This window comes from Halobacillus sp. B29 (genome assembly GCF_052246755.1).
GTDB classification, from domain to species: domain Bacteria; phylum Bacillota; class Bacilli; order Bacillales; family Halobacillaceae; genus Halobacillus; species Halobacillus halophilus.
This window is the reverse complement of sequence record NZ_JBQQCM010000006.1, coordinates 59,335-79,147: the sequence shown is the minus strand read 5'-3', so window position 1 is coordinate 79,147 and position 19,813 is coordinate 59,335. Positions and strand designations below refer to the sequence as shown.

23 protein-coding genes are annotated in these 19,813 nt (G+C 41.7%); 3 read left to right on the top strand and 20 right to left on the bottom strand.

What is annotated here, in order from left to right; translation table 11 throughout:
- Positions 1-47: 47 nt before the first annotated feature.
- The 19 genes from ACTWP7_RS09435 to ACTWP7_RS09345 all read right to left on the bottom strand — a co-directional run bounded on the left by ACTWP7_RS09435 (position 48) and on the right by ACTWP7_RS09345 (position 14,747).
- A complete protein-coding gene (locus tag ACTWP7_RS09435; protein ID WP_014644303.1) occupies positions 48-242 on the bottom strand; it encodes a hypothetical protein in 195 nt (64 codons plus the stop codon).
- 219 nt (positions 243-461) lie between these two features.
- Entirely contained in the window at positions 462-1,025 is a 564-nt protein-coding gene (hpf, locus tag ACTWP7_RS09430; protein WP_014644304.1) for a ribosome hibernation-promoting factor, HPF/YfiA family, read from the bottom strand.
- Between the two features lie 206 nt (positions 1,026-1,231).
- The gene (locus ACTWP7_RS09425) at positions 1,232-1,615 is read right to left on the bottom strand and encodes a hypothetical protein (protein ID WP_443122978.1); all 384 of its coding nucleotides are present in this window, start codon (positions 1,613-1,615) and stop codon (positions 1,232-1,234) included.
- A gap of 11 nt (positions 1,616-1,626) precedes the next feature.
- Entirely contained in the window at positions 1,627-1,980 is a 354-nt protein-coding gene (locus tag ACTWP7_RS09420; protein WP_443122977.1) for a flagellar protein FliT, read from the bottom strand.
- Positions 1,980-2,369 (bottom strand): flagellar export chaperone FliS, encoded by a 390-nt coding sequence (fliS, locus tag ACTWP7_RS09415; protein ID WP_443122976.1) that lies wholly within the window; start codon positions 2,367-2,369, stop codon positions 1,980-1,982. The genes ACTWP7_RS09420 and fliS overlap by 1 nt, the downstream gene beginning before the upstream one ends.
- A gap of 25 nt (positions 2,370-2,394) precedes the next feature.
- Positions 2,395-3,939 (bottom strand): flagellar hook-associated protein 2, encoded by a 1,545-nt coding sequence (locus ACTWP7_RS09410; RefSeq protein WP_443122975.1) that lies wholly within the window; start codon positions 3,937-3,939, stop codon positions 2,395-2,397.
- A 463-nt stretch (positions 3,940-4,402) separates the two neighbouring features.
- On the bottom strand, positions 4,403-4,633 hold the full coding sequence (csrA, locus tag ACTWP7_RS09405; RefSeq protein WP_443122974.1) for a carbon storage regulator CsrA: 231 nt from the start codon (positions 4,631-4,633) through the stop codon (positions 4,403-4,405).
- Positions 4,620-5,075, bottom strand: a complete 456-nt coding sequence (gene fliW, locus ACTWP7_RS09400) for a flagellar assembly protein FliW (protein ID WP_443122973.1) — start codon at positions 5,073-5,075, stop codon at positions 4,620-4,622. Before fliW ends, csrA begins: the two co-directional genes overlap by 14 nt.
- An 18-nt stretch (positions 5,076-5,093) precedes the next feature.
- Positions 5,094-5,645 (bottom strand): DUF6470 family protein, encoded by a 552-nt coding sequence (locus ACTWP7_RS09395; RefSeq protein ID WP_443122972.1) that lies wholly within the window; start codon positions 5,643-5,645, stop codon positions 5,094-5,096.
- Between the two features lie 64 nt (positions 5,646-5,709).
- Positions 5,710-6,579, bottom strand: a complete 870-nt coding sequence (gene flgL, locus ACTWP7_RS09390; RefSeq protein ID WP_443122971.1) for a flagellar hook-associated protein FlgL — start codon at positions 6,577-6,579, stop codon at positions 5,710-5,712.
- Positions 6,580-6,588: 9 nt separating this feature from the next.
- Entirely contained in the window at positions 6,589-8,148 is a 1,560-nt protein-coding gene (gene flgK / locus ACTWP7_RS09385) for a flagellar hook-associated protein FlgK (protein WP_443122970.1), read from the bottom strand.
- A gap of 17 nt (positions 8,149-8,165) precedes the next feature.
- Positions 8,166-8,666, bottom strand: coding sequence for a flagellar protein FlgN (locus ACTWP7_RS09380; protein ID WP_443122969.1), 501 nt, complete (start codon positions 8,664-8,666; stop codon positions 8,166-8,168).
- A gap of 6 nt (positions 8,667-8,672) precedes the next feature.
- Positions 8,673-9,005 (bottom strand): flagellar biosynthesis anti-sigma factor FlgM, encoded by a 333-nt coding sequence (flgM, locus tag ACTWP7_RS09375; RefSeq protein WP_443122968.1) that lies wholly within the window; start codon positions 9,003-9,005, stop codon positions 8,673-8,675.
- A gap of 14 nt (positions 9,006-9,019) precedes the next feature.
- Entirely contained in the window at positions 9,020-9,430 is a 411-nt protein-coding gene (locus tag ACTWP7_RS09370) for a TIGR03826 family flagellar region protein (RefSeq protein ID WP_443122967.1), read from the bottom strand.
- A 75-nt stretch (positions 9,431-9,505) separates the two neighbouring features.
- Positions 9,506-10,168, bottom strand: coding sequence for a ComF family protein (locus tag ACTWP7_RS09365; RefSeq protein WP_443122966.1), 663 nt, complete (start codon positions 10,166-10,168; stop codon positions 9,506-9,508).
- On the bottom strand, positions 10,165-11,580 hold the full coding sequence (locus ACTWP7_RS09360; protein ID WP_443122965.1) for a DEAD/DEAH box helicase: 1,416 nt from the start codon (positions 11,578-11,580) through the stop codon (positions 10,165-10,167). The genes ACTWP7_RS09365 and ACTWP7_RS09360 overlap by 4 nt, the downstream gene beginning before the upstream one ends.
- Before the next feature lie 59 nt (positions 11,581-11,639).
- Positions 11,640-12,485 (bottom strand): DegV family protein, encoded by an 846-nt coding sequence (locus tag ACTWP7_RS09355; RefSeq protein WP_443122964.1) that lies wholly within the window; start codon positions 12,483-12,485, stop codon positions 11,640-11,642.
- Positions 12,486-12,744: 259 nt separating this feature from the next.
- On the bottom strand, positions 12,745-13,422 hold the full coding sequence (locus ACTWP7_RS09350) for a response regulator (RefSeq protein ID WP_014644321.1): 678 nt from the start codon (positions 13,420-13,422) through the stop codon (positions 12,745-12,747).
- A 185-nt stretch (positions 13,423-13,607) separates the two neighbouring features.
- Positions 13,608-14,747: a sensor histidine kinase gene (locus ACTWP7_RS09345; protein WP_443122963.1), complete on the bottom strand. Its 1,140-nt coding sequence runs from the start codon at positions 14,745-14,747 to the stop codon at positions 13,608-13,610.
- A 171-nt stretch (positions 14,748-14,918) separates the two neighbouring features.
- Between ACTWP7_RS09345 and ACTWP7_RS09340 the strand changes: the two genes are divergently transcribed.
- Together ACTWP7_RS09340 and ACTWP7_RS09335 are read left to right on the top strand one after the other, a co-directional pair.
- Entirely contained in the window at positions 14,919-15,569 is a 651-nt protein-coding gene (locus ACTWP7_RS09340; RefSeq protein WP_443122962.1) for a YigZ family protein, read from the top strand.
- Positions 15,570-15,577: 8 nt separating this feature from the next.
- Positions 15,578-16,597, top strand: a complete 1,020-nt coding sequence (locus ACTWP7_RS09335; RefSeq protein ID WP_443122961.1) for an LCP family glycopolymer transferase — start codon at positions 15,578-15,580, stop codon at positions 16,595-16,597.
- A 148-nt stretch (positions 16,598-16,745) separates the two neighbouring features.
- On the opposite strand, the gene ACTWP7_RS09330 is transcribed toward ACTWP7_RS09335, so the two are convergent.
- Positions 16,746-17,792 (bottom strand): glycosyltransferase family 4 protein, encoded by a 1,047-nt coding sequence (locus ACTWP7_RS09330; protein ID WP_443122960.1) that lies wholly within the window; start codon positions 17,790-17,792, stop codon positions 16,746-16,748.
- Positions 17,793-18,332: 540 nt separating this feature from the next.
- Here ACTWP7_RS09330 and ACTWP7_RS09325 point away from each other — a divergent pair.
- Positions 18,333-19,793: an APC family permease gene (locus ACTWP7_RS09325; RefSeq protein WP_443122959.1), complete on the top strand. Its 1,461-nt coding sequence runs from the start codon at positions 18,333-18,335 to the stop codon at positions 19,791-19,793.
- Positions 19,794-19,813: the final 20 nt, after the last annotated feature.

The following is a 19,813-nucleotide window of genomic DNA, read 5'->3' as shown; positions in this document are numbered from 1 at the left end:
GTTTGGTGGCGGGCTTTAGGTCTATTGCGATGGAGCTGCTTAAACTTTTAAGACGAAGCCGTAAAAGGAGATCGGTGCTCCCGTATAAACTGATGTTCGACACCAAGCTGTCGCTGATAAAGTTCATGTACCCGACGGTTGGTTGCGCCGATAATATCCACTAACTGAGCGATCGTTTCTTCTTGTTGCCTCAAACGCTGATATAAAAAATCACAATCATGACAAGAGTCAGTAGATTTCATTGGTTTTCCTCCTGAAAGTTGAGTTCATAGTCTTTTTATATCATGAAGAGTCATAAGAGGCGACTCCTCAAATTTAAATTTTCCGAGCTTTGTATAGATTATAAATGGGGTTTTATGTAGAGAAAAACTTATAAACAAGCATGAATACTGTGGAAAGGTTTAGTATTTCATCCATTTAAAAAGCACCCCTGTTGACCAGGAGTGCTTCGTCATTTAATCTCAAGTTTCAATTAGGCCATAACGTCCGTCACGGCGTTTATATACGATGTTTGTCTCATCAGTATTCGCATTTGTAAAAACGTAGAAGTTATGTCCTAGCATGTCCATCTGCAGGGCAGCTTCTTCACTGTCCATTGGTTTCAGGTCAAAACGTTTCGTTTTTACAATTTGAATATCAAAATCACTGCTTTCTTCTTCTTTCAACTGCTCTTGCTGAGCTTCCCGTTCCAGTTCAGCAAATACATGTTTTGGAGCACCTTCCTGGCGGAACTTACGGTTTACCTTCGTTTTATGCTTACGAATTTGTCGTTCTAATTTATCAACCACAAGGTCGATGGCAGCATATAAATCTGTATTGTGTTCCTCCGCACGAAGAAGCAGGTTCTTCATTGGAATTGTGACCTCGATTGTCTGCTCATCATTATAGACACTTAAGTTTACGTGAACCTCAGAAGATGGTGGATTATCAAAGTAGCGCTCCAGTTTGCCCACCTTTTTCTCCACATAATCTTTAATAGAATCTGTCACTTCTAGGTTCTCACCACGAATGGTATATTGTAGCATAAGAAGTGTCCTCCTTTCATCCTTATGTGATATATATTCTATCATACCCTGACCCTTTCCTGCATAAACTATCTAAAAATTTTGTCAAATTTGTGTCGGTAATTGTTGGAAAAGCTGTCAAGCCGGATTAAATGCGGGTTTCGGGAAGAAATTTGTCTGAGCATACGGACTCCTGGGAACCCACCACTGATCAAAACAGGATAGACTTAATGCACAATATATGGTTTCACATACGACTGCATTTGGCTTCTCCATCTCTCATAAGCCGGTACTACCTTTTCTACAAGCAGCTGCCGTTTCTCCTCATTTGTTTCAAGCTCAAACCACTGTTGCAAAAGCTTCACCACATCATGGAAGTCCCCAATTAACGTAATCAGATTTATATCCTCATTAAAAAGCGCAACCATTTGTTCGTGACTGGTACTTGCCTTATCAAGGGCAAGCAGCACATCTTGAAACACTTGCTGCACTTCTGGCGCTGCTTCTTCTTTAATGTTCTTTTCTAAGTATTCCAATGCCTCGCTGATTGTATTTAATAATTGATCATAATCAAATAATAATTGATGCTGTTCGACGGTTAGTTCTGACAAAAAATCACCTGCTACTTTTTATGGTCTACATACATTCCATCATAATTCGACACACTTTGGTAGGGATTTGCATATCTTTGTTTGGAAGACTTCTGCTTTTTCATATTACGCATGTCCCGTTTTAGACCCTCAAAAAGAAATTCTAGCTTCTGATTAATTTTAATATCCTTTTGTAGTACGTCAGCTATCAGCGCCCTTTCCCCCTCACTTTCAGGCTGAGGCAGTTTATGCAGGAGAGCAGATCTCTCAGCTAAAATCCCTTCGACATATACGACCATTTCGGCACGGTTTTTTTCTGTTACCGTTTCGTGAACTTTTTCATCTAACTGTTGGGTAAGGTCATAAAACTGTTTCCATACCTCCACTACGCTCTGCCGCCCTCACCTTGCTGGACACGCCTCGTCTGCAAGATTACTTCTTTCCATGTGTCACGGAATTCTTCAGTAAGTCCTTGAACTTCTTCGAGGATTCCTAAATCATTAGTAATATTAGCCTCCATTAAACGACGGTTCATATAATCATAGAGGCGCATGATGTCTTTTGCAACCTCGTAATCCTGATCCATAGTGACCATCAGCTCGCGAATGATTTTCTGTGCTTTTTGGATATTTGTGTTTTTCTTTTCTATATCATGATTCTCAATTGCTTTTTTGGCTGTCTTAATAAATTTTAAGCACCCATTGTACAGCATGAGTGTAAGCTCTCCGGGAGAAGCCGTTTCTACTGAATTATTCTGATAGGCCTGAATCGACATTAAACCCTCACTCCTTTTTTATAAATCAACCAAAGTTCTGCATTAAATAGGCGGATTGGGAATTCATCTTCTGAATCGCTGATTCCATCGCACCGAACTGTGCCCAATAACGGTCTTCTATCTGCGTCAATCGTTCCTCAAATCGTTCCATTTGATCATCCATATCTTTTATACGGCGGCCCAACAAGAAATTATTATCTAAAGTTGTCGATTTACCAGCTTTTCTTTCAATGGACGATATTGTCTTTTCGATACTATTTTCAATGCGCCGGGCCACGCCTGGTTTTTCCTCTGTACCGGCAAAAAGCTTATGTACGGATTCAGGATCCGTACTAAGAGCCTTGCGAAGCTCATCTTCATTGATTAATAACTTTCCACCTTCCCTATAATTGGAAGAGGTTGTAATGCCAATCTCTGACATCAGCTCAAAGTCTCCATTGTTTTCGACAGGGGTATACCAGTTCGTGCGCATACTGCTTAAACCATTTTCTAAAACAGAATCATTCCTAAGCAGCCCGCTTTTTGCTTTTTCGTTCCAAAGTTCAATCTCTTTCTCCTCCATATCTTCCTTTTGCTTATCTGTAAGCGGAGGAAACTCTCTATATTTCTTTTCTTCTGTTTTTCCATTCATTTCTTCAATGATTTTATTGTATTTATCGACGAATTCAACAATCTTATCCACGGCTTGATCGACATCATTTTTTACATTTACTTTGATATTTCCATCCGTTACATCATTAAATGTAAAGTTCACACCGTTCAAAGTGTAATTATTTGAATGTGTGGTGATTTTCAGCCCGTTATTATATGTGAACTCGGCATCCGTACCGCCTCTCTCTGCTTTCTTCCAGGTGCCAGTAGAGTTATCTCCGTTTTTAATCCCTAGAGTCGTAGACAGAAACTCATCAGAACCATTAAACCCAATTTCTGCACCAAGAAATTCTCCGCTATCCTCAGGATTAAAGTTACCTGTTTCTGTTCTTTCGATCATGACTTTATCCGCACTTTTATCGTAAAAAGCCCTCACACCTAAGTCTGAATCGCTGATCTCTGAGAGAATATTGTTAAGAGATTTATCTCCTGTTACTTCAAACGTTTTCTCGTTTTTGGTTCCATCTTCATTATAAGTAGTTACTGAAAAAGACTGACCGAGAGTCAGTTTATTTTTCAAGTTTCCTTGCTCAGTACTCAGTTTTGCATCCGGGTCGAATGATGCTCCCGTTTTACTAATTGGACTTTCACTATAATTGTAGGCCGCGGTGGCTGTTTTTTCGACGCTAAGCGTATAATCCCCTGTCCCTGCTGAAGCGCTGGCCGTAGCTGAAACAGCTAAATTGGAAGAAGTGACGTTCTTTGAATTAAATGTTCGTTCAAGCTTCATATCAAAAGCGAGTGTATCTAATTCATTCAACTGTTTATTAACATCGCGATAGGCATCCCGCTGCCAGGTCATCCACTTTTTATCTTGTTCCATTTTATTTAACGGCTGCCGCTCCGCACGCATAAGATCACTAATGATCTTATCGGTATCCATACCAGACGCCAGTCCGCCGATTCTCATATCACTCATATGTTCACCTACTTATATTTTGTGAGTCTACTACTATTTAGGAATTAGGTTATCGCCTCAAGCATATGACTGGACGTATAATCTTTCACCAGACTGGAAACTAGAGCTCTGCTTAAATTGTGAGTGTGGGCTGATGACCAGGTACATACACCTTCAACAACTCCTGGTTTGGTTTCTTATTATATCGGTAATTCGTATTCAGAGATGAAGTAAAAACAGAAAAATCCCATCAAGTAGAATGGGATTTTTTTCTCTTTCTGCTATTTGAAATGATCAATCTTCTGCGTCTAATAGAAGCAGCTATGAATCAGGATTACATAGGGAGCAACTAATCCGAAAACTATTAGCTGACCTGCGTTCTTAAAAAGAAGAATGGAATGTCTGAACGACATTTACCAATGTAAGATTTAAAACTTACCTTCCCACAAGTCTCGACCGCCAGGAAAGTTGAGACGATCTTCCTTTATTTATTATTTTTTTCATCTTTCAGCATATCTAAGAGATTCTTCGTTAACGTAGCCGCTTTGGCATTCTCTTCCTGAATGGACGCATAAATTTCCTGCCGATGGATGCTCACATTTCGCGGAGCCTCAATGCCCACCTTAACTTGACCGCCTTCTACAGAGACAACCTTGATCTCTATATCGTCACCAATACGGATCGACTCTCCCGCTTTACGATTAAGGATTAACACGGCTGCCACCACCTTCTTGACCGTTAACCAGTAAATGCCTCGTTTGATAGCTCTGGTCGTTTAGAATCAACTGCTTTGATTTTCTGTTTTTCACGTTAATAATGACAGGAGCCTGTAAATTCATCGTCGAATCCTTGAAAGGCTCACGCAAGGTCAGAACGTTATAAACCAGCACATCATCCGCACTTGTCAATCCAAGTTCCTGTTTCGTATTTTCATCTACGTCAAAAGCGTATTCTTTAAAAAACAGATAAGGACTTGAGATTATTAAGGCGACTCCAGCTGCTTCAACCGACTGCAGAGCAAAATAAACAGCTGACTCATCAACAGGAATTAGTGCATACGTTTTGTACATTTCAAAACCTGGAAGCCCATTGTGGAATTTCAAAAGCTTGGTTTCATCAACTTCTACATGGCCAAAGTGTTTCGTTGCGATCTTCATTCTTATCCATCCTTTATTCTAAACTTTCCAATCAATTTGTATATCGGCGTGCTGTACTAAATTCACTTCTATTTTCCCAGGTTGATAGGATAATTCGGGGGCTCGCTTAACCGTTTGGATTTTGGGATGGTTGGATTCAATTGATATGGATGCAGGAGAAGGCTCATATTGAATATCAACCAGGTCAAAAGCCGGCCGGCCCCCAGGAGTCGTGGAAAAATCAAACTGTGCATTCTGCGCAGCATGAGCGGAAATTGGATCACCTTTATTTTCTATTCTCATGAGTTCATCGCCTTCCTGAGCAGTTCTGGAGATCCCATCCATCCAAATTTGCTGAGCTTTTGCAGTTGTTTCTTCCGTCCGTGTAAAAATACTCTTCAATCCAATATTGTTCCACGCCTTCGTCTGATCAATGGTCAACTTCCCAGAACGCTGCTGAATACTTACATCCGCTTCTGGCTGTTCAATCGTCTGCTCGGCCTTGTACTGGCGGATAGCTTGTACAGTTGAGCGGCTTACAATACCCAGCCGGGCTTGTGTAGTTTGAATTTGCAGCTTAGGAATCGACATGGAGCACCTCCACTTTTTGAAAATAGAGCAGACATCAAACGACCCCACAAAAGTGGGGTCAAATTCACCTCAGAAAGTCCATCAGCGTGGGTTGAATGATTCGTGATCCAACACCCAGTGCTGCCCTGTGAATGCTTTCCTGAGTTTTTAAATTCGTTATAACTTTTTCAATATCTGCATCTTCATTATCAGACATCATCTTACTAGCCGTGATTTCCTGGCTTTCCAGGCGGTCTTCAATCAGATCAATCCGGTTCATCCGGGCACCAAGGTCTGCACGTTCATTCACAATCTGATTGATTTTGCTATCGAATACAGCGATATAGTCATCCAGCTTATTTGAGCCGTTTTCCAGATCAGCTGCAAAAGATTCAAGATCGTCGAAAAGCCCCTGATCGAAGACGGGCTGCGGACTTACATTCGCTTGGATCCGGACGCCTTCAGATACACCGATCTCAACTTTACTCATACTACTGTTTATCGTAAAGATCTCCGCATCTACGGGCTCTTCAGTCGTATTGGCTCCATTGAATATGTACTTATCGTTCACTTTAGTATTCGCAATATCTGCCATATGCCCTTTCAACTGACGGATTTCCTTGGCGATATTTGCTTTCTGCTCGGTGTCGTATGTACCGTTACTTGCCTGTACAGCTAATTCTCGAACACGCTGCATAGCCTGAGTCGCTTTATCAAGAGAGGAATCACTACTGTCCATCCAGTTATGAACCTCGCCGATATTTCGTTTGTACTGTTGAACTTCTGTGAGCTGGGACCGGTAATTAATGCCCTTCATGGACACCACAGGGTCATCGGAAGGCTTCGTGATTTTTTTGCCTGTTGTAAGCTGCTCCTGGTATTTACCCATTTGTCCATAGCTTTGACTAAGATTACGAAGCATATTGTTTGAAAGCATACTTTGTGTCACACGCATCGTTCATTCCTACCTTCCTACTCGCCCCATTTGGTTAATAACACGGTCAATCATCTCGTCTACAACGGTAATGTTACGGGCCGCTGCGTTATATGCATGTTGAAACTTTACCATATTCGTCATTTCCTCATCCAAAGAGACTGAACTGACTGACTGACGCTGTTCTTCAACGGATTGCTTCAGCGTTCCGGAATTTCCCGCCATCCGCTGAATTTCCTGAGTTTCGACAGCCATGCCTCCGATCATTGATTCATAAAAACCATTTAAGGAGGTATCACCGTCTAGCAGCTGAAGGTTATTATCCTGTACGTCTCCAAGAGCAATCGCATTATCTCCGTTCCCGGCAAGCGGTTCTTCACTGCTGGCCGCTGCAATATGATCGTTATCCGCTTTTATTTCGTTCGTTACATCAATTGACCCGGCTAATCCTTCACGGATACCATCTGCATTCACCGTTGTGGACCCAAAGGAAAAGAAGGCTGGCGGCGTGTTTCCCGTATTCATCGAATTTAGACTGGCTCCACTTGTTTGAACGGCATTAAATTCAGTCGCAAAAGCTGTAGCCATCTGATCAAGATCTCCCAGCATTCCTTGATAGATTCCACGTTCAACTCCTGACTCATCCTTATATCCTCCTGCTTCAATCAGACCTTTCAGCTTGCCCGGTGAGGCAAAATCCTCTAGAGCATAAGACGTTGCTCCTACTTGAATAGACTGAGCCAGCCCCGTATCGTCAGTCGTGTAAGAAACGGACAGTTGACTAACCGAGTTGCTCACGCCATCAAGCAGTTGCGAAGCCGGGGAAAGCCGCTGCCCGCTTTCACTCATTAACTTGATTGATGCTTTTCCCATTGCTAAAGGACTGGCAGAGGAAGGAGGTTCTTCATAAGACACATCAATATTAACGTGTCCTGACAGCTGATCAATCAGCCGGTCGCGCTCATCGTATAGATCATTCGCTACATATCCATGTGGCTCCAGCTCAGCAATCTGTTTATTTACATTATTGATTTGAGAAGCAAGAGAATTGATTTCCTTCATAGTGACACTTACTTCATTTTTTACATCAAGCTGCATGGTTTGGATTGTATTGGATAAGTAATTGAATGTCTCTGCTACCGCCTTTCCTCGCTGTCTGACGACTGAGCGGGCGCCCGAGTCTTCGGGATTAACCGACAGATCCTGTAGCGACTGCCAGAAACGGTCCATAGTTTTAGCTAAGCCATTTTCAGAAGGTTCATTCATCACTTCCTCCATACGTTCCATAGAGCTTGCCATTACACTATAGTAGCCGGAACGATTATTTTCTCCGCGGTACTGATCATCTAAGAACTGAGTACGGACACGTTCAATACTTTGAGCCTGCACACCCGTCCCCATCTGACCAGGAATTTCTGAGCGATTTCTGGACGCAGCTGGGTAGGGGCCGGTTTGTTCAAAATTAACGCGCTGCCGCGTATAACCTTCTGTATTCGCGTTCGATATGTTATGACCAGTGGTATAAAGAGCGGACTGTTGAGTGAATAGCCCTCGTTTAGCTACTTCAAGTCCATGGAAAGTAGATACCATGATAATTCTCCTCTATGTTAGGCTTTTGAATCAAAGATGGATCGTTTCGTTTTATTATTTCTTGAAGGAGCTGATTTACCACCATAATTGACACTTTCAAGAGAGGGCTGAAGCATATCAAGCGACATGTTAATAAACTGCAGCGACTGTTTCGTCAGCTGGGCGTTCAGCTGTTCCTGCTGCTTAAGGCTAGAAAGTACAAGAATCATCTCTTCATAAACGGCCTCAAGCTTTCCCTGAGACTCTCCTTCAAGGTTAGCAATCATGTTGGAAATCGTCGGTTCGTATGTAGGGAGGCCCTGAGCCTCGCACCAGAAAAGAACAGCTTCACCACGTTGCTTTTCCACTTTATTTATGGCCTGCACGTGTTTCCTCTCCTGAGTAAGCAACTGCTGTAAACTATTGGTGTCATTCGATTTCAGGGCTTCTGTTTTTCTCCGAGATAAACCAAGCAGGCTTTCATGTAATTGCTTCAACTGATCCATGCACTGGAAGACTGATTTTAACGTCAATGCCATTCTCCTTTAGTTTTTGTTAGACCAGAAGTTCAGCATATTTTTTGCCGTTTCTTTCGGATCGGCCTGATAATTTCCGGACTCGACTTTTATTTTAAGCTCTTCAATCATCTTTTGACGGACAGGATCTGTTTTTTCCGCGCTTTGCATTTGTTTTGCCTGACTTGAAATGTCGACTTTATCCTGCGGCTTGATCTGGTTTTTCACTTCAGCCGGTTTATTTACCTGCTTTGTATAAGGATTAAAATTTGATTGGTTCGGTCCATTAATTCTCATTCCGCTCACCTCTTTTCGTAAATAGTAACGACGGTTTCTTATAATATCGTCTGAATGATCCAGCATTTAAACCCATCTTATTATTTATTTTCCACCGAGTAATAAGTCCTGTCTTCTTTCACCTTTTTCTTGCTATTAAGTTCCTTATTGCTTTCGTGGCGCTTCAATCCCTTTGTTATCTCCAGTTTACATCTTTCGCAAATACGACCGTCCTGAATAGGTCTTTCGCACTTCTCACACGGGTAACTAATATTCGGAAACTGAGCTGGATGTAATCGCTTTTGTTTTACGAATTCCCTGATCTGCTTTTCAGAAACCTCCGTAGCGACTTCAATTTCTTCAACTGAGGCCATCCGATTCTGCTTTTTGCGCATAAATGCATACACCTTTTGATAATTTTGTTCTTCTTTGTTTCTGCATTGATTGCAAACTGCACTAGTTCCTGTTAAAAAAAGAGCACTACAACGCGGACAATTAGCTAAACCCCGCATAACGTCGCCTCCTATTCGATATCTACTTCTTATATCGGCAACGAATCTCAAAGTCAAAGGTTCTTAACAAAATAATTAACGAAAAATAGTAAACGAAGTCACGTCTGGACATCCCGCTTGTTTTAGGAGAGATGCCGCATGTCTCACGGTGGTTCCTGTGGTGTAAATATCATCCACAAGTATAACGGGCTGACGCACAGATTGAGTCAGTTTAAATGGATTATTAGACGTAAGGCGTGCGTACCTTCCCTTTTTTGACTGCTTTTCTGAATTTCTTCTTTCGAACAAAGAATGGGACCTTTGATTAAGTAAATAAATGATGGCTTCAGACTGGTTAAAGCCACGCTCAGAAAAACGTTCTTCACTTAACGGAATTGGAGCCATAATGCAGTTTGAATTCCTCATTCTACTAAAATGTTCCACCACATGCCATTGCAATGCTTCCAATAGAATATAATCGCCTCGATACTTCCAGCGGGCTACGAAATCTTTGGCAAATTCATTATATTGGAACCCAGAGGTATTTTTAGTTAGCAGGCCAGGATGAGTCTTCTCCCACCATTGACAGTCCTGGCATACACCATTTTCACCTTCTCGAAAACAGAGGGTGCACCCTGGTTCAAGAGGTTGAAACTGAGACTTACAGACGGTGCAAAGTACTTCTTTTTCGGGTACCCTCCAAAAATTGGCCCACGTTATTTTAGGGATGATCTCCTCGTGACAAATTAGACACCTCACAACTTCTCTCCCAACCGATTCATTTTCATAATCGATTCACGAGCATCCAGCAACGGATTTGTTTTTCCTGTATGAAAAAAGATAACTTCCCCATTAGGATCATCGGGACTTCTTCCGGCCCTACCTGCAATCTGAACGAGTGCGGCTTCATCAAACACTGAATGCCCCGCATCCACTACGTACACATCCACGGAAGGAAAAGTAACGCCACGTTCTAAAATAGTCGTAGTAACCAGAATCGGATAGTCCTTCTTACGAAAAGCCATGACTTTGTCAGCCCGTTTTGGGTCTTCCGCATGAACGGATTCTACAATCATCTTCCACTTCCTTAGATATTCAGCTATCTGATCAGCTTGTTTAACAGATGGCATAAAAATAAGAAGCTGCCGATGGGATTGTTGCTGCTGTTTAATTTTTTCAAGTAAACTTGGAGGAATCTTTCCGCGTTTCAAATGGTGGAATAGACTTGGGGTCAACTTAAGTTGAGGGACAGGTAGTGGATGACCATGGAAACGCTTCGGGATGAAAACCACTGGAAGGGTTTTGTTCCGAATACGTTTGTGCTGGGCTTTTCTAGGGGTCGCGGTAAGGTAAATAAGAGAGGACTCTGTTTTGGCTGCACGCTTTGAAGCGTAGTGGAGCGCAGGATCCTGATGAAATGGAAACGCGTCAATTTCATCAATAATCATCACATCAAAAGCATGGGCAAAACGAAGAAGCTGGTGGGTGGTTGCGATAAGAAACTGCGCAGCTCCTTTTTTATTCGGACTGTCTCCATACAATGCTTCCATCTCAACGTTCGGAAAGGCAGCTTTCAGACGGGGCAGCAATTCTCGTACAACGTCAGTTCGAGGAGTAGCAAGACAGACCCGCTTTCCAGAAGAGAAAGCATCAGTCAGTCCCGGGTACAGCATTTCGGTTTTTCCAGCACCGCAAACTGCCCAGATCAGTTTTTCCCCTTTCCCTAGCTGAATCACATTTCTTATTTCATCAGCTGCTTTTTGCTGAGAAAAGGTTAATTCTCCTTTCCACGCGCATGGATTTTCATACCGGGGCCATGCGACATTTGGACTGCCGAAATACAAAGGCTCACATTCCGTAACTCGTCCCATTTGAATACAGCAGCGGCAGTAAACACAGGATTTCCCGCAGGCAGCATGAGGGATCTCAGCGAATAGGTGCTGTTCCTTATTCCCACACCGCCGGCAGCGGAATCCCCAGAAGTGATGCTCCAGACCAGGAACTTTTATTAGTACGTTTTGTGATAGAGCAGATATAAGATGAGGTTCATCAAGAGGGATTTCATAATGCAGCAGGAGTTTACCGGCAAGTTGAGGGTAGTAGTGAGGCGTTACTAGATCGGGGATCCAATCAAAATCAGCAGAAAAATAAGTACGAAGAGATTGCAGCATGCTTTCACCATCCTAATATATAAGTAGAGCCTGCTTGAGTCTCACAAACAGGCTCTACTTCAGGATTTACGGTACCATCCAAGTCCGATTGCCCCTTCACCGAGATGCGTGCCGATTACTGGACCAAAATAGCTGACTTCGATCTCTACGTTTTCAAACTGCTGTTCAATTTCCTGCTTAATCTGTTTAGCTTCATCCAACCGATTAGCATGAATAATACAGGCTTTATACATTGCGCCTTCTTCAATAGACTCTTCAAACAAGGTTAAGATGCGCTTAAGAGCTTTCTTTCTGGTGCGGATTTTTTCAAAAGGAACAATTTTTGTATCTACAAAATGGAGGACAGGCTTTACTTGCAGCAGGCTGCCTACAAACGCCTGAGCTCCGTTTAAACGGCCTCCGCGGTGTAAATGCGTAAGATCGTCCACCATAAAGTACGCTTTCATGGACTGCTTCATAACCTCAAGGCGGTCAAGAATTTGCTCTGGGGTCTCTCCATTACTAGCAAGCTCGGCAGCTTCAAGAGCATAAAAACCCTGCATAAGACAACTTATTTCAGAGTCAAATACATGAACGTCAATCCCTTCAACCATATCTCCAGCTGCTATCATCCCTTGATAAGTGCCGCTGATGCCGCTTGAAAGATGAATAGCTAACACGGCGTCGTAATCTCGGGCAAGCTCCTCCAGTTTATTAGTCATTAAACCGGTCGAAGGCTGCGAAGTTTTCGGCAGCTCACCACCTTCTTTCACCATATCGTAGAAGTCATCAGCGTTTATATCTATTTCTTCCTGATAGGATTCGTGACCAAAAATCACGTTCAACGGTATCATATGTATGTCGTTGGCTCTGCGCGTCTCTCTCTTAAGATAAGCCGTACTATCTGTAAGAACCGCTGTTTTCATGTGATCCAACTCCTTGTCCACTGTGTATTTTCTAGCTTTATATGTCTCTTACTATGTGAAAGTATTTATCTATTATTTTACATGAACCCTCAATCAATTGCACCAATAAAGTAGAAATAAGCTGATAGGTAACCTGGTAAAAACAGGGACCTCAGGACATCCAAATTATGTATGTCCTGAGGTCCCTGTTTTTACCTTTTCTTATTTTATTTAAAAAAGCTGCCGGCCTGAGCCAGCAGCAATAATATTGATAATGCGATTAAATAACTTCAACCCATCCATTTTTAATTGCTGTTACAACCGCTTGAGTACGATCGTTCACGTTCATCTTCTGCAAGATATTGCTCACATGGTTCTTTACGGTTTTTTCACTGATATAAAGGGATTCGGCAACTCCGCGATTGCTGTTTCCGTCGGCTAGAAGCTGTAGCACTTCACATTCACGACGGGTAAGCAGATGAAGCGGTTTGCGATATTCAATCGTACGATAAGCACTGCTGCCTTTATTTTCGGATAGACGACGATATTCTGCGACCAAATTGTGGGTCACTTTTGGATGCAGATAAGATCCGCCTTCTCCAACTACTTTAATTGCTTCAATAAGCGCATCCGAATCCATTTCTTTTAGCAAGTACCCTTGTGCCCCTGTTTTAAGTGCATGGGTTACGTAGTTTTCATCATCATGAATAGATAAAATAATGACCTTTAAGTCTGGATATTTCTTGGTAATTTCCGCCGTAGCTTCGACCCCATTCATGCTTGGCATGTTAATATCCATCAGGACCACATCAGGCATATAATCATCAATCAACTGGAGAGCTGAACTGCCATCGTCACCCTCTGCCACAACTTCAAAGCTTGTCTCAAAGTCTAAAATTCTCTTTACACCTTCACGGAATAATTTATGGTCATCAATCAGGACTATTCGTGTCGTCATGATCTTTTCCTCCTATTTCCTTTACATCCACTGGATTTTTTCAGCATCCCTATCCTATAGGTCTTTGTAATCTTTTTTTGTCTCTTTTTGTCTCTTTTTGTCTCTAATTACCTGTATATCGTTGTACCCTAATCCTATTCTCTATTATAAACGATTCACGCCATTTTACATAGTTATTCCTGTAATTAACTATTTATTGGAATATGAATCGTGACAATGGTCCCCTCTCCAGGGCTTGAATCGATGGTTAGATCCCCATCCAGCATATCCACGCGCTCACGCATGCCGACTAAGCCAAATGATTTATCTTTCTTAGATTTAGGATCAAACCCTTTTCCATCATCTTTTACGATGATCAAGGCCGAACCGGCTTGTAATTCCGTCTTTACCTGGATTAAGGAAGCACTCGCATGCTTGACAGCATTCTGAACCGCTTCCTGAATCAACCGGAACAACGCAACTTCAAATTTAGATTCAAAGCGGCGTTCTTCACCGAATAACGTAAATGAAATTTCCAGATCATTATAATCCTCTACCGTAGCTAAATACTTTTTCAGCGTCGGAATTATCCCTAAATCGTCAAGCGCCATGGGACGGAGATCATATATGATACGACGGACTTCGTAAAGTGCGGAACGAACCATAGTTCGAACACTTCTCATTTCTTTCATAGCTTCCTCTACGCCTCTTTCCCGGTAAATCCGGTCCACAAGGTCTGAACGAAGCATCACATTCGCAAGCATCTGGGCAGGCCCATCATGAATTTCTCTGGATAACCGCCGCCGCTCCTCTTCCTGGGCTTCAATAATCTGAAGACCGAATTGCTGCTTTTCCTTTGCATCCTCCAGCGCATCGGTGACATGCTTGAAGTCTTCAGTCAAATAGTTCAGCACAACAGATATTTTTCCTCCCAGCGCTTCGGCACGTCCAATCGTTTCATCCAAATTCCTCAGGCGCCTTTCTAAATCATCTCGACGATTGCGCAACTGCTTTTCCTTCTCGCGTTTCATTGATAAATCCATCTGCAACCCGTGCGTTTGTTCGTACACTTTACGAATTTCATCTTCTGAATATTTCTGGAATTGTTTACTCACTTCTGACAAGCGCATACGGGAGAAACGTACTTTCTGCTCCAGTTTGTCTCCCTCGTCTATAAGAGAGCAAACTTCTCGTTTCGTTTCCTTCAGCTCTTTATCCAGTTTTTCATATTCATTTCGGGATTCTTCACCAATCTGAAAAATTTCATCTTTACTATTGGTGACCGTATCCACCATTTCATGAATGATATGGTCAAGTGCTTTATCCCCAAATTTCTTTTCGCTCATCATTGTCCCTCCATCAATATTCACACACACTCATTCGTTAGGCCTAAGCCGTTTTATGGGGGTGTTTAATTAAAAGTTACTTATAATTTTCTCTTTTTGATAAAACAACATGCTATTTGCCGAATCATGTCCCCGCCTATATAATTAAGTCTTTAGGAGGTTTAACATATTATGTTAGAAAATTATTATACCGTAAAGCCGAATGGATCTGAAGAAGTGACCATACAAAAATCCCGTTTCATTGGATACGTGCGACGCTGTGAAACGGAAGAAGAAGCCCAATTGTTTATTCAGGAGATTAAGAAGAAACATAATGATGCGAACCATAACTGCTCAGCTTATATGATTGGCGAACACGATTTAATTCAAAAAGCAAACGATGACGGGGAACCAAGTGGTACCGCCGGTGTTCCTATGCTCGAAGTATTAAAGCGAAAAGGATTAAAGGATACCGCTGTCGTGGTCACGCGCTACTTCGGGGGTACGAAACTCGGGGCAGGCGGATTAATTCGCGCATATTCCGGTACTGTTTCTCAAGCAATTGAAAAAACAGGAATTGTCAGGCGTCAGCTTATGAAATCTATGCACGTGAGCGTAGCTTATCACCTGCTTGGAAAAGTAGAAAATGAAGTACGCAACTCTTCCTATACGCTTGAAACGATTAATTACATGGAAAATGTGGAATTAATAATATATGTAGAAAGCGGGCAGGAAGAAGCTTTTGAAAGCTGGATAACTAATTTAACCAGTAATCAAGCTCAACTAACCCGAGGAGATTCATCTTATGTAGAATTTGATGTCAAACCTAGCGAAGGAGCCTGACCCCGTTTATGAAACGCAAAAAACTGAAGATCACCCTAAGCATAGTGGTCTTTATTCTGTTAATCGGCATTGGTACCGCTGCTGGCTATGCCATTTATCTGACTGATAAAGTCAAGCAGACGGCAACCGAATCCCATCAGGAACTCGACAGAGGAGAGAAATCTGAAAAGAGGCAAAGCGAAGTGAACCCCGAGTACGATGACATTTCCGTATTGTTCGTAGGAATTGATGACAGTAAGAAAAGATCTTCCGGCGGCAATCGTAATGCTCTGTCGGATGCACTCGTCCTTGCAACTTTTAACGATAATAACAAATCGATAAAAATGGTAAGTATTCCGAGGGACTCTTACACGTACATCCCACAAATCGACTCTAAAGATAAAATCACTCATGCTCACGCCTTTGGTGGAATCAATGCTACAGTTGGAACTGTGGAAAGAATGTTTGATATTCCTGTAGATTATTATGTGAGACTCAATTTTAATTCATTTATTGAAGTTGTTAACTCCATCGGTGGTATCACTTATGATGTCCCATTTGATATTACTGAACAAAATAGTGTCGACAAAGACGGAGCCATTGAATTGGAAGAAGGTTATCAAGAGTTGAATGGTGAGGAAGCCCTGGCTCTTGCCAGAACAAGAAAATATGACAGTGACCTGGCACGCGGGCAGCGACAAATGGAATTAATTCAGGAAATTGCACGTCAAACGATGACGACAAGTTCACTTCATAATTTCGGTGATATTCTCAACTCCATTAACGACAATCTGAAAACGAATTTAACATTCGAAGAAATGGTTTCCTTTAAGGACTATTTCCTTGATAAACAAGGATTGACCTTTAATAAGATGCAGTTGAATGGTGAAGGTGGAAAAGTGGACGGAGTCTGGTATTATCAGGTGAACGAAGAAAGTCTTTCCAATGCGAAAGATCAGCTGCAAGCTCACTTGAATTTACCTTCCCAAAATGATAAAAACTCCAATACCTTCGCTGAAGAAAACGAAGATGAAGATAATTCTATGTAAAAACCTGCTTTATCGATAAAGCAGGTTTTTTGCTGTCTTTTGACTGAACATTTCCTGGGAAATATTCAGTTCCTGTCGAAAATTATGAATAGCGATAAAAAAACTCTGCGGAGAAGGAATTCCTTTCCTTCTCCGCAGAGCTTTCTAATTACCTGCGTGTACGGTAATCACGAATCATATTGAGGATTGGTTTATAATCTTTCCCAATTAACCCAGTCATCTCGACGATTAATTCAATCATCAGAATAAGAGCTGCCATTACAAACATAGCTCCAAACATTGTTGCCTGAGAAAAGATAACAGCTGCCAGACTAAATAGGGCACTAACAGCATAAATCATGAGGACCGTTTCTGGATGACTGTAGCCCAAATTAATCAAACAGTGATGAAGGTGCGATTTATCAGGGGCCGACAATGGCTTTCGTTGAATCACTCTGCGGACAATCGCAAACAGCGTGTCAGAAATGGGTACACCGAGAATAATTACCGGAATAATGAAAGAGAATAGAGTTACGTTTTTAAAGCCTAAAAGTGAAAGCACACTGATCATAAAACCGAGGAACAACGCCCCTGTATCCCCCATGAAAATTTTGGCTGGATAGAAATTGTAGAAAAGAAAACCAATTGTACTTCCTAACATCATAAATCCTGCAAATACGACAAACACATTTCCCATGGTTATGGCCATACCTGAGATCGTCAGTAAAGCAATTGCTGATACCCCTGCTGCCAGGCCATCTAGCCCGTCGATTAAGTTAATCGCATTGGTTATTCCTACAATCCATAATATGGTGATCGGTATGCTTAAATATCCAAATTCCATTTCACCACCGAACGGGAGGTTAATGTACTCGACTTGTACACCTCCCATAACCACAACAATAGCAGCTAAAATTTGCCCCCCAAGCTTCACTTTTGCAGAAAGCTCCTTTAGATCATCCAGGACACCGGTGGCAATGATGATACTGGCACCAATAAACACCGGCCAAGTATAGCGACTTTCAGGGAAAAAGAACAATAGCCCCCCTGCAAAGCTTAAATAAATAGCCAGTCCACCTAGTCTGGGCATAACCACTTTATGGACTTTTCTATGGTTCGGCTGATCAGTCGCTCCAATAGCAACAGCAACTTTTTTAACAACAGGTGTTATTAGTAACGAAGCAATAAAACAGAATAACAAGGCCTTATACTCCATAAAGACCCTCCTCAGGTTTAGTATGTCCTCTCCCAAACATCATAAGCTGAAATAATTTTTCCATATTTTTTAGAATAAATGAGTGACTGTTATCTTATAATAATTCTAGATGATTATAGCACAAGAACCGCCGATCAGATATACATATTTCTTTAAATATTTGTTAGCCTATTCCTAACATTTTCAAACACGAAAAAGCCTTTTCTGACAAAAGAATTTAATCTTGAAATTCCCTGCATACCGGTCTTCATGTCTTTTGATACAGTAAAGTCCCCTTGTATCTTCATTTGTAAAATATTTGTAAATTTTTCTTACTTCAATAAGTAACAAGGAGCCCAATAGTTTTTCGAATAGAAATATATACAACTGGGTGTCTTATACAAAAATAATTCATCTTTCCTACTTCTCTATATAAAATAGGGTTTAAGCCTCTCCTCGAAAGTAAATACACGGTTAGGTACAGCTTTACCTTGCAGTGTTCTTCAAGAATTCATAAAATAGGTAACGCATGTCAATTTTACTAGGAGGATTTCTTACAACATGGCCACACATGAAAGAAAAAAATTAGAAAGATCCTTAAAACCTCATTGGGTTTGGGCGATTGCATTTGGCTCCGCTATAGGATGGGGAGCTTTTGTATTGCCGACAGACTGGATCGGGCAGGCAGGTCCTATAGGAGTTGTGCTCGGAATTTTGCTCGGCGCTGTTCTTATGATGATTATCGGAGTAAGTTATGGTTTCTTAATAGAAAAATTTCCAGTGACAGGTGGAGAGTTTGCATATGCTTACATTGGATTTGGGAGAACATTTGCCTTCTTAGCAGGGTGGTTCTTAACCCTTGGATACTTATGTATCGTTGCTCTGAATGCTTCGGCGCTCGCTCTGCTTGCTAAATTTCTGTTTCCAGATTTTGTACGAACAGGCAACCTGTATGTTGTCGCTGGTTACGAAGTGTCCATCATTCAAATCGCGATTGCGAGTATCGCCCTTATTTTATTTGCTATTTTAAATATCAGAGGTGCCAGTTTTTCTGGAAGAACACAATTTGTCTTTAGTATGGTATTAGTTCTAGGAATTACATTGTTAGGTCTTGGGGCTATATTTACAGAAGGCCCATCCATCAGCAACATTACACCGGCCTTCAAGCCGGATCAGACAGCGATTGCTTCGATTCTGACAATTTTAGCGCTTGCACCGTTTGCTTATGTTGGTTTCGATAATATACCTCAGGCAGCCGAAGAATTTGACTTTAAACCCAAAAAAGCATTTGGTTTAATTATTTGGTCTCTACTCGCTGCTGGGCTGGCCTATAGCGCTATGATCCTGATTACCGCAAGTACTATGCCCTGGCAGGATTTACTTGCTCAGATCAATGCAGAACAATCGGTATGGGGAACAGGTGACGCTATTGAAAGTTATCTTGGACGAGCTGGAGTATTCATTATCGCTATTGCTGTTTCCATGGGTATATTTACAGGATTAAACGGCTTTTATATTTCATCAAGCCGTCTCACTTTCGCCATGGGCCGCGCCCGCATATTACCAAATGCGTTCCGTAAACTTCACTCCAAGTATCACACACCTTATGTAGGTATTTTATTCACAATGGCCATTTGCCTGATTGCTCCCTGGTTTGGACGCCAGGCTTTATTATGGGTAGTGGACATGTCTTCTACAGGAGTAGCCATTGCTTACTTTTTCTGTACAGCAACCGCTTATAAATTTTATCGGTGGTCCTCGAACCACCCTGCCAAAAACAATACGGACGTAGTGTCCCCTGGCAGAAAGTTACTTTCCTTGGTCGGAATGCTCAGCTCCATTGGGTTCCTTGCGTTACTACTTCTACCATGGTCTCCAGCATCACTAGGCAGAGAATCTTATATTGTCCTATGTATTTGGATCGTTATCGGAATTGTTTTCTATATCTTTAACTACAAACGATATAATCAAATTACAGAAAAAGAAATGAATTATCTGATTCTCGAAAAAGAAGAAATTTAAAAAGAAATCCCTGGGAGAAC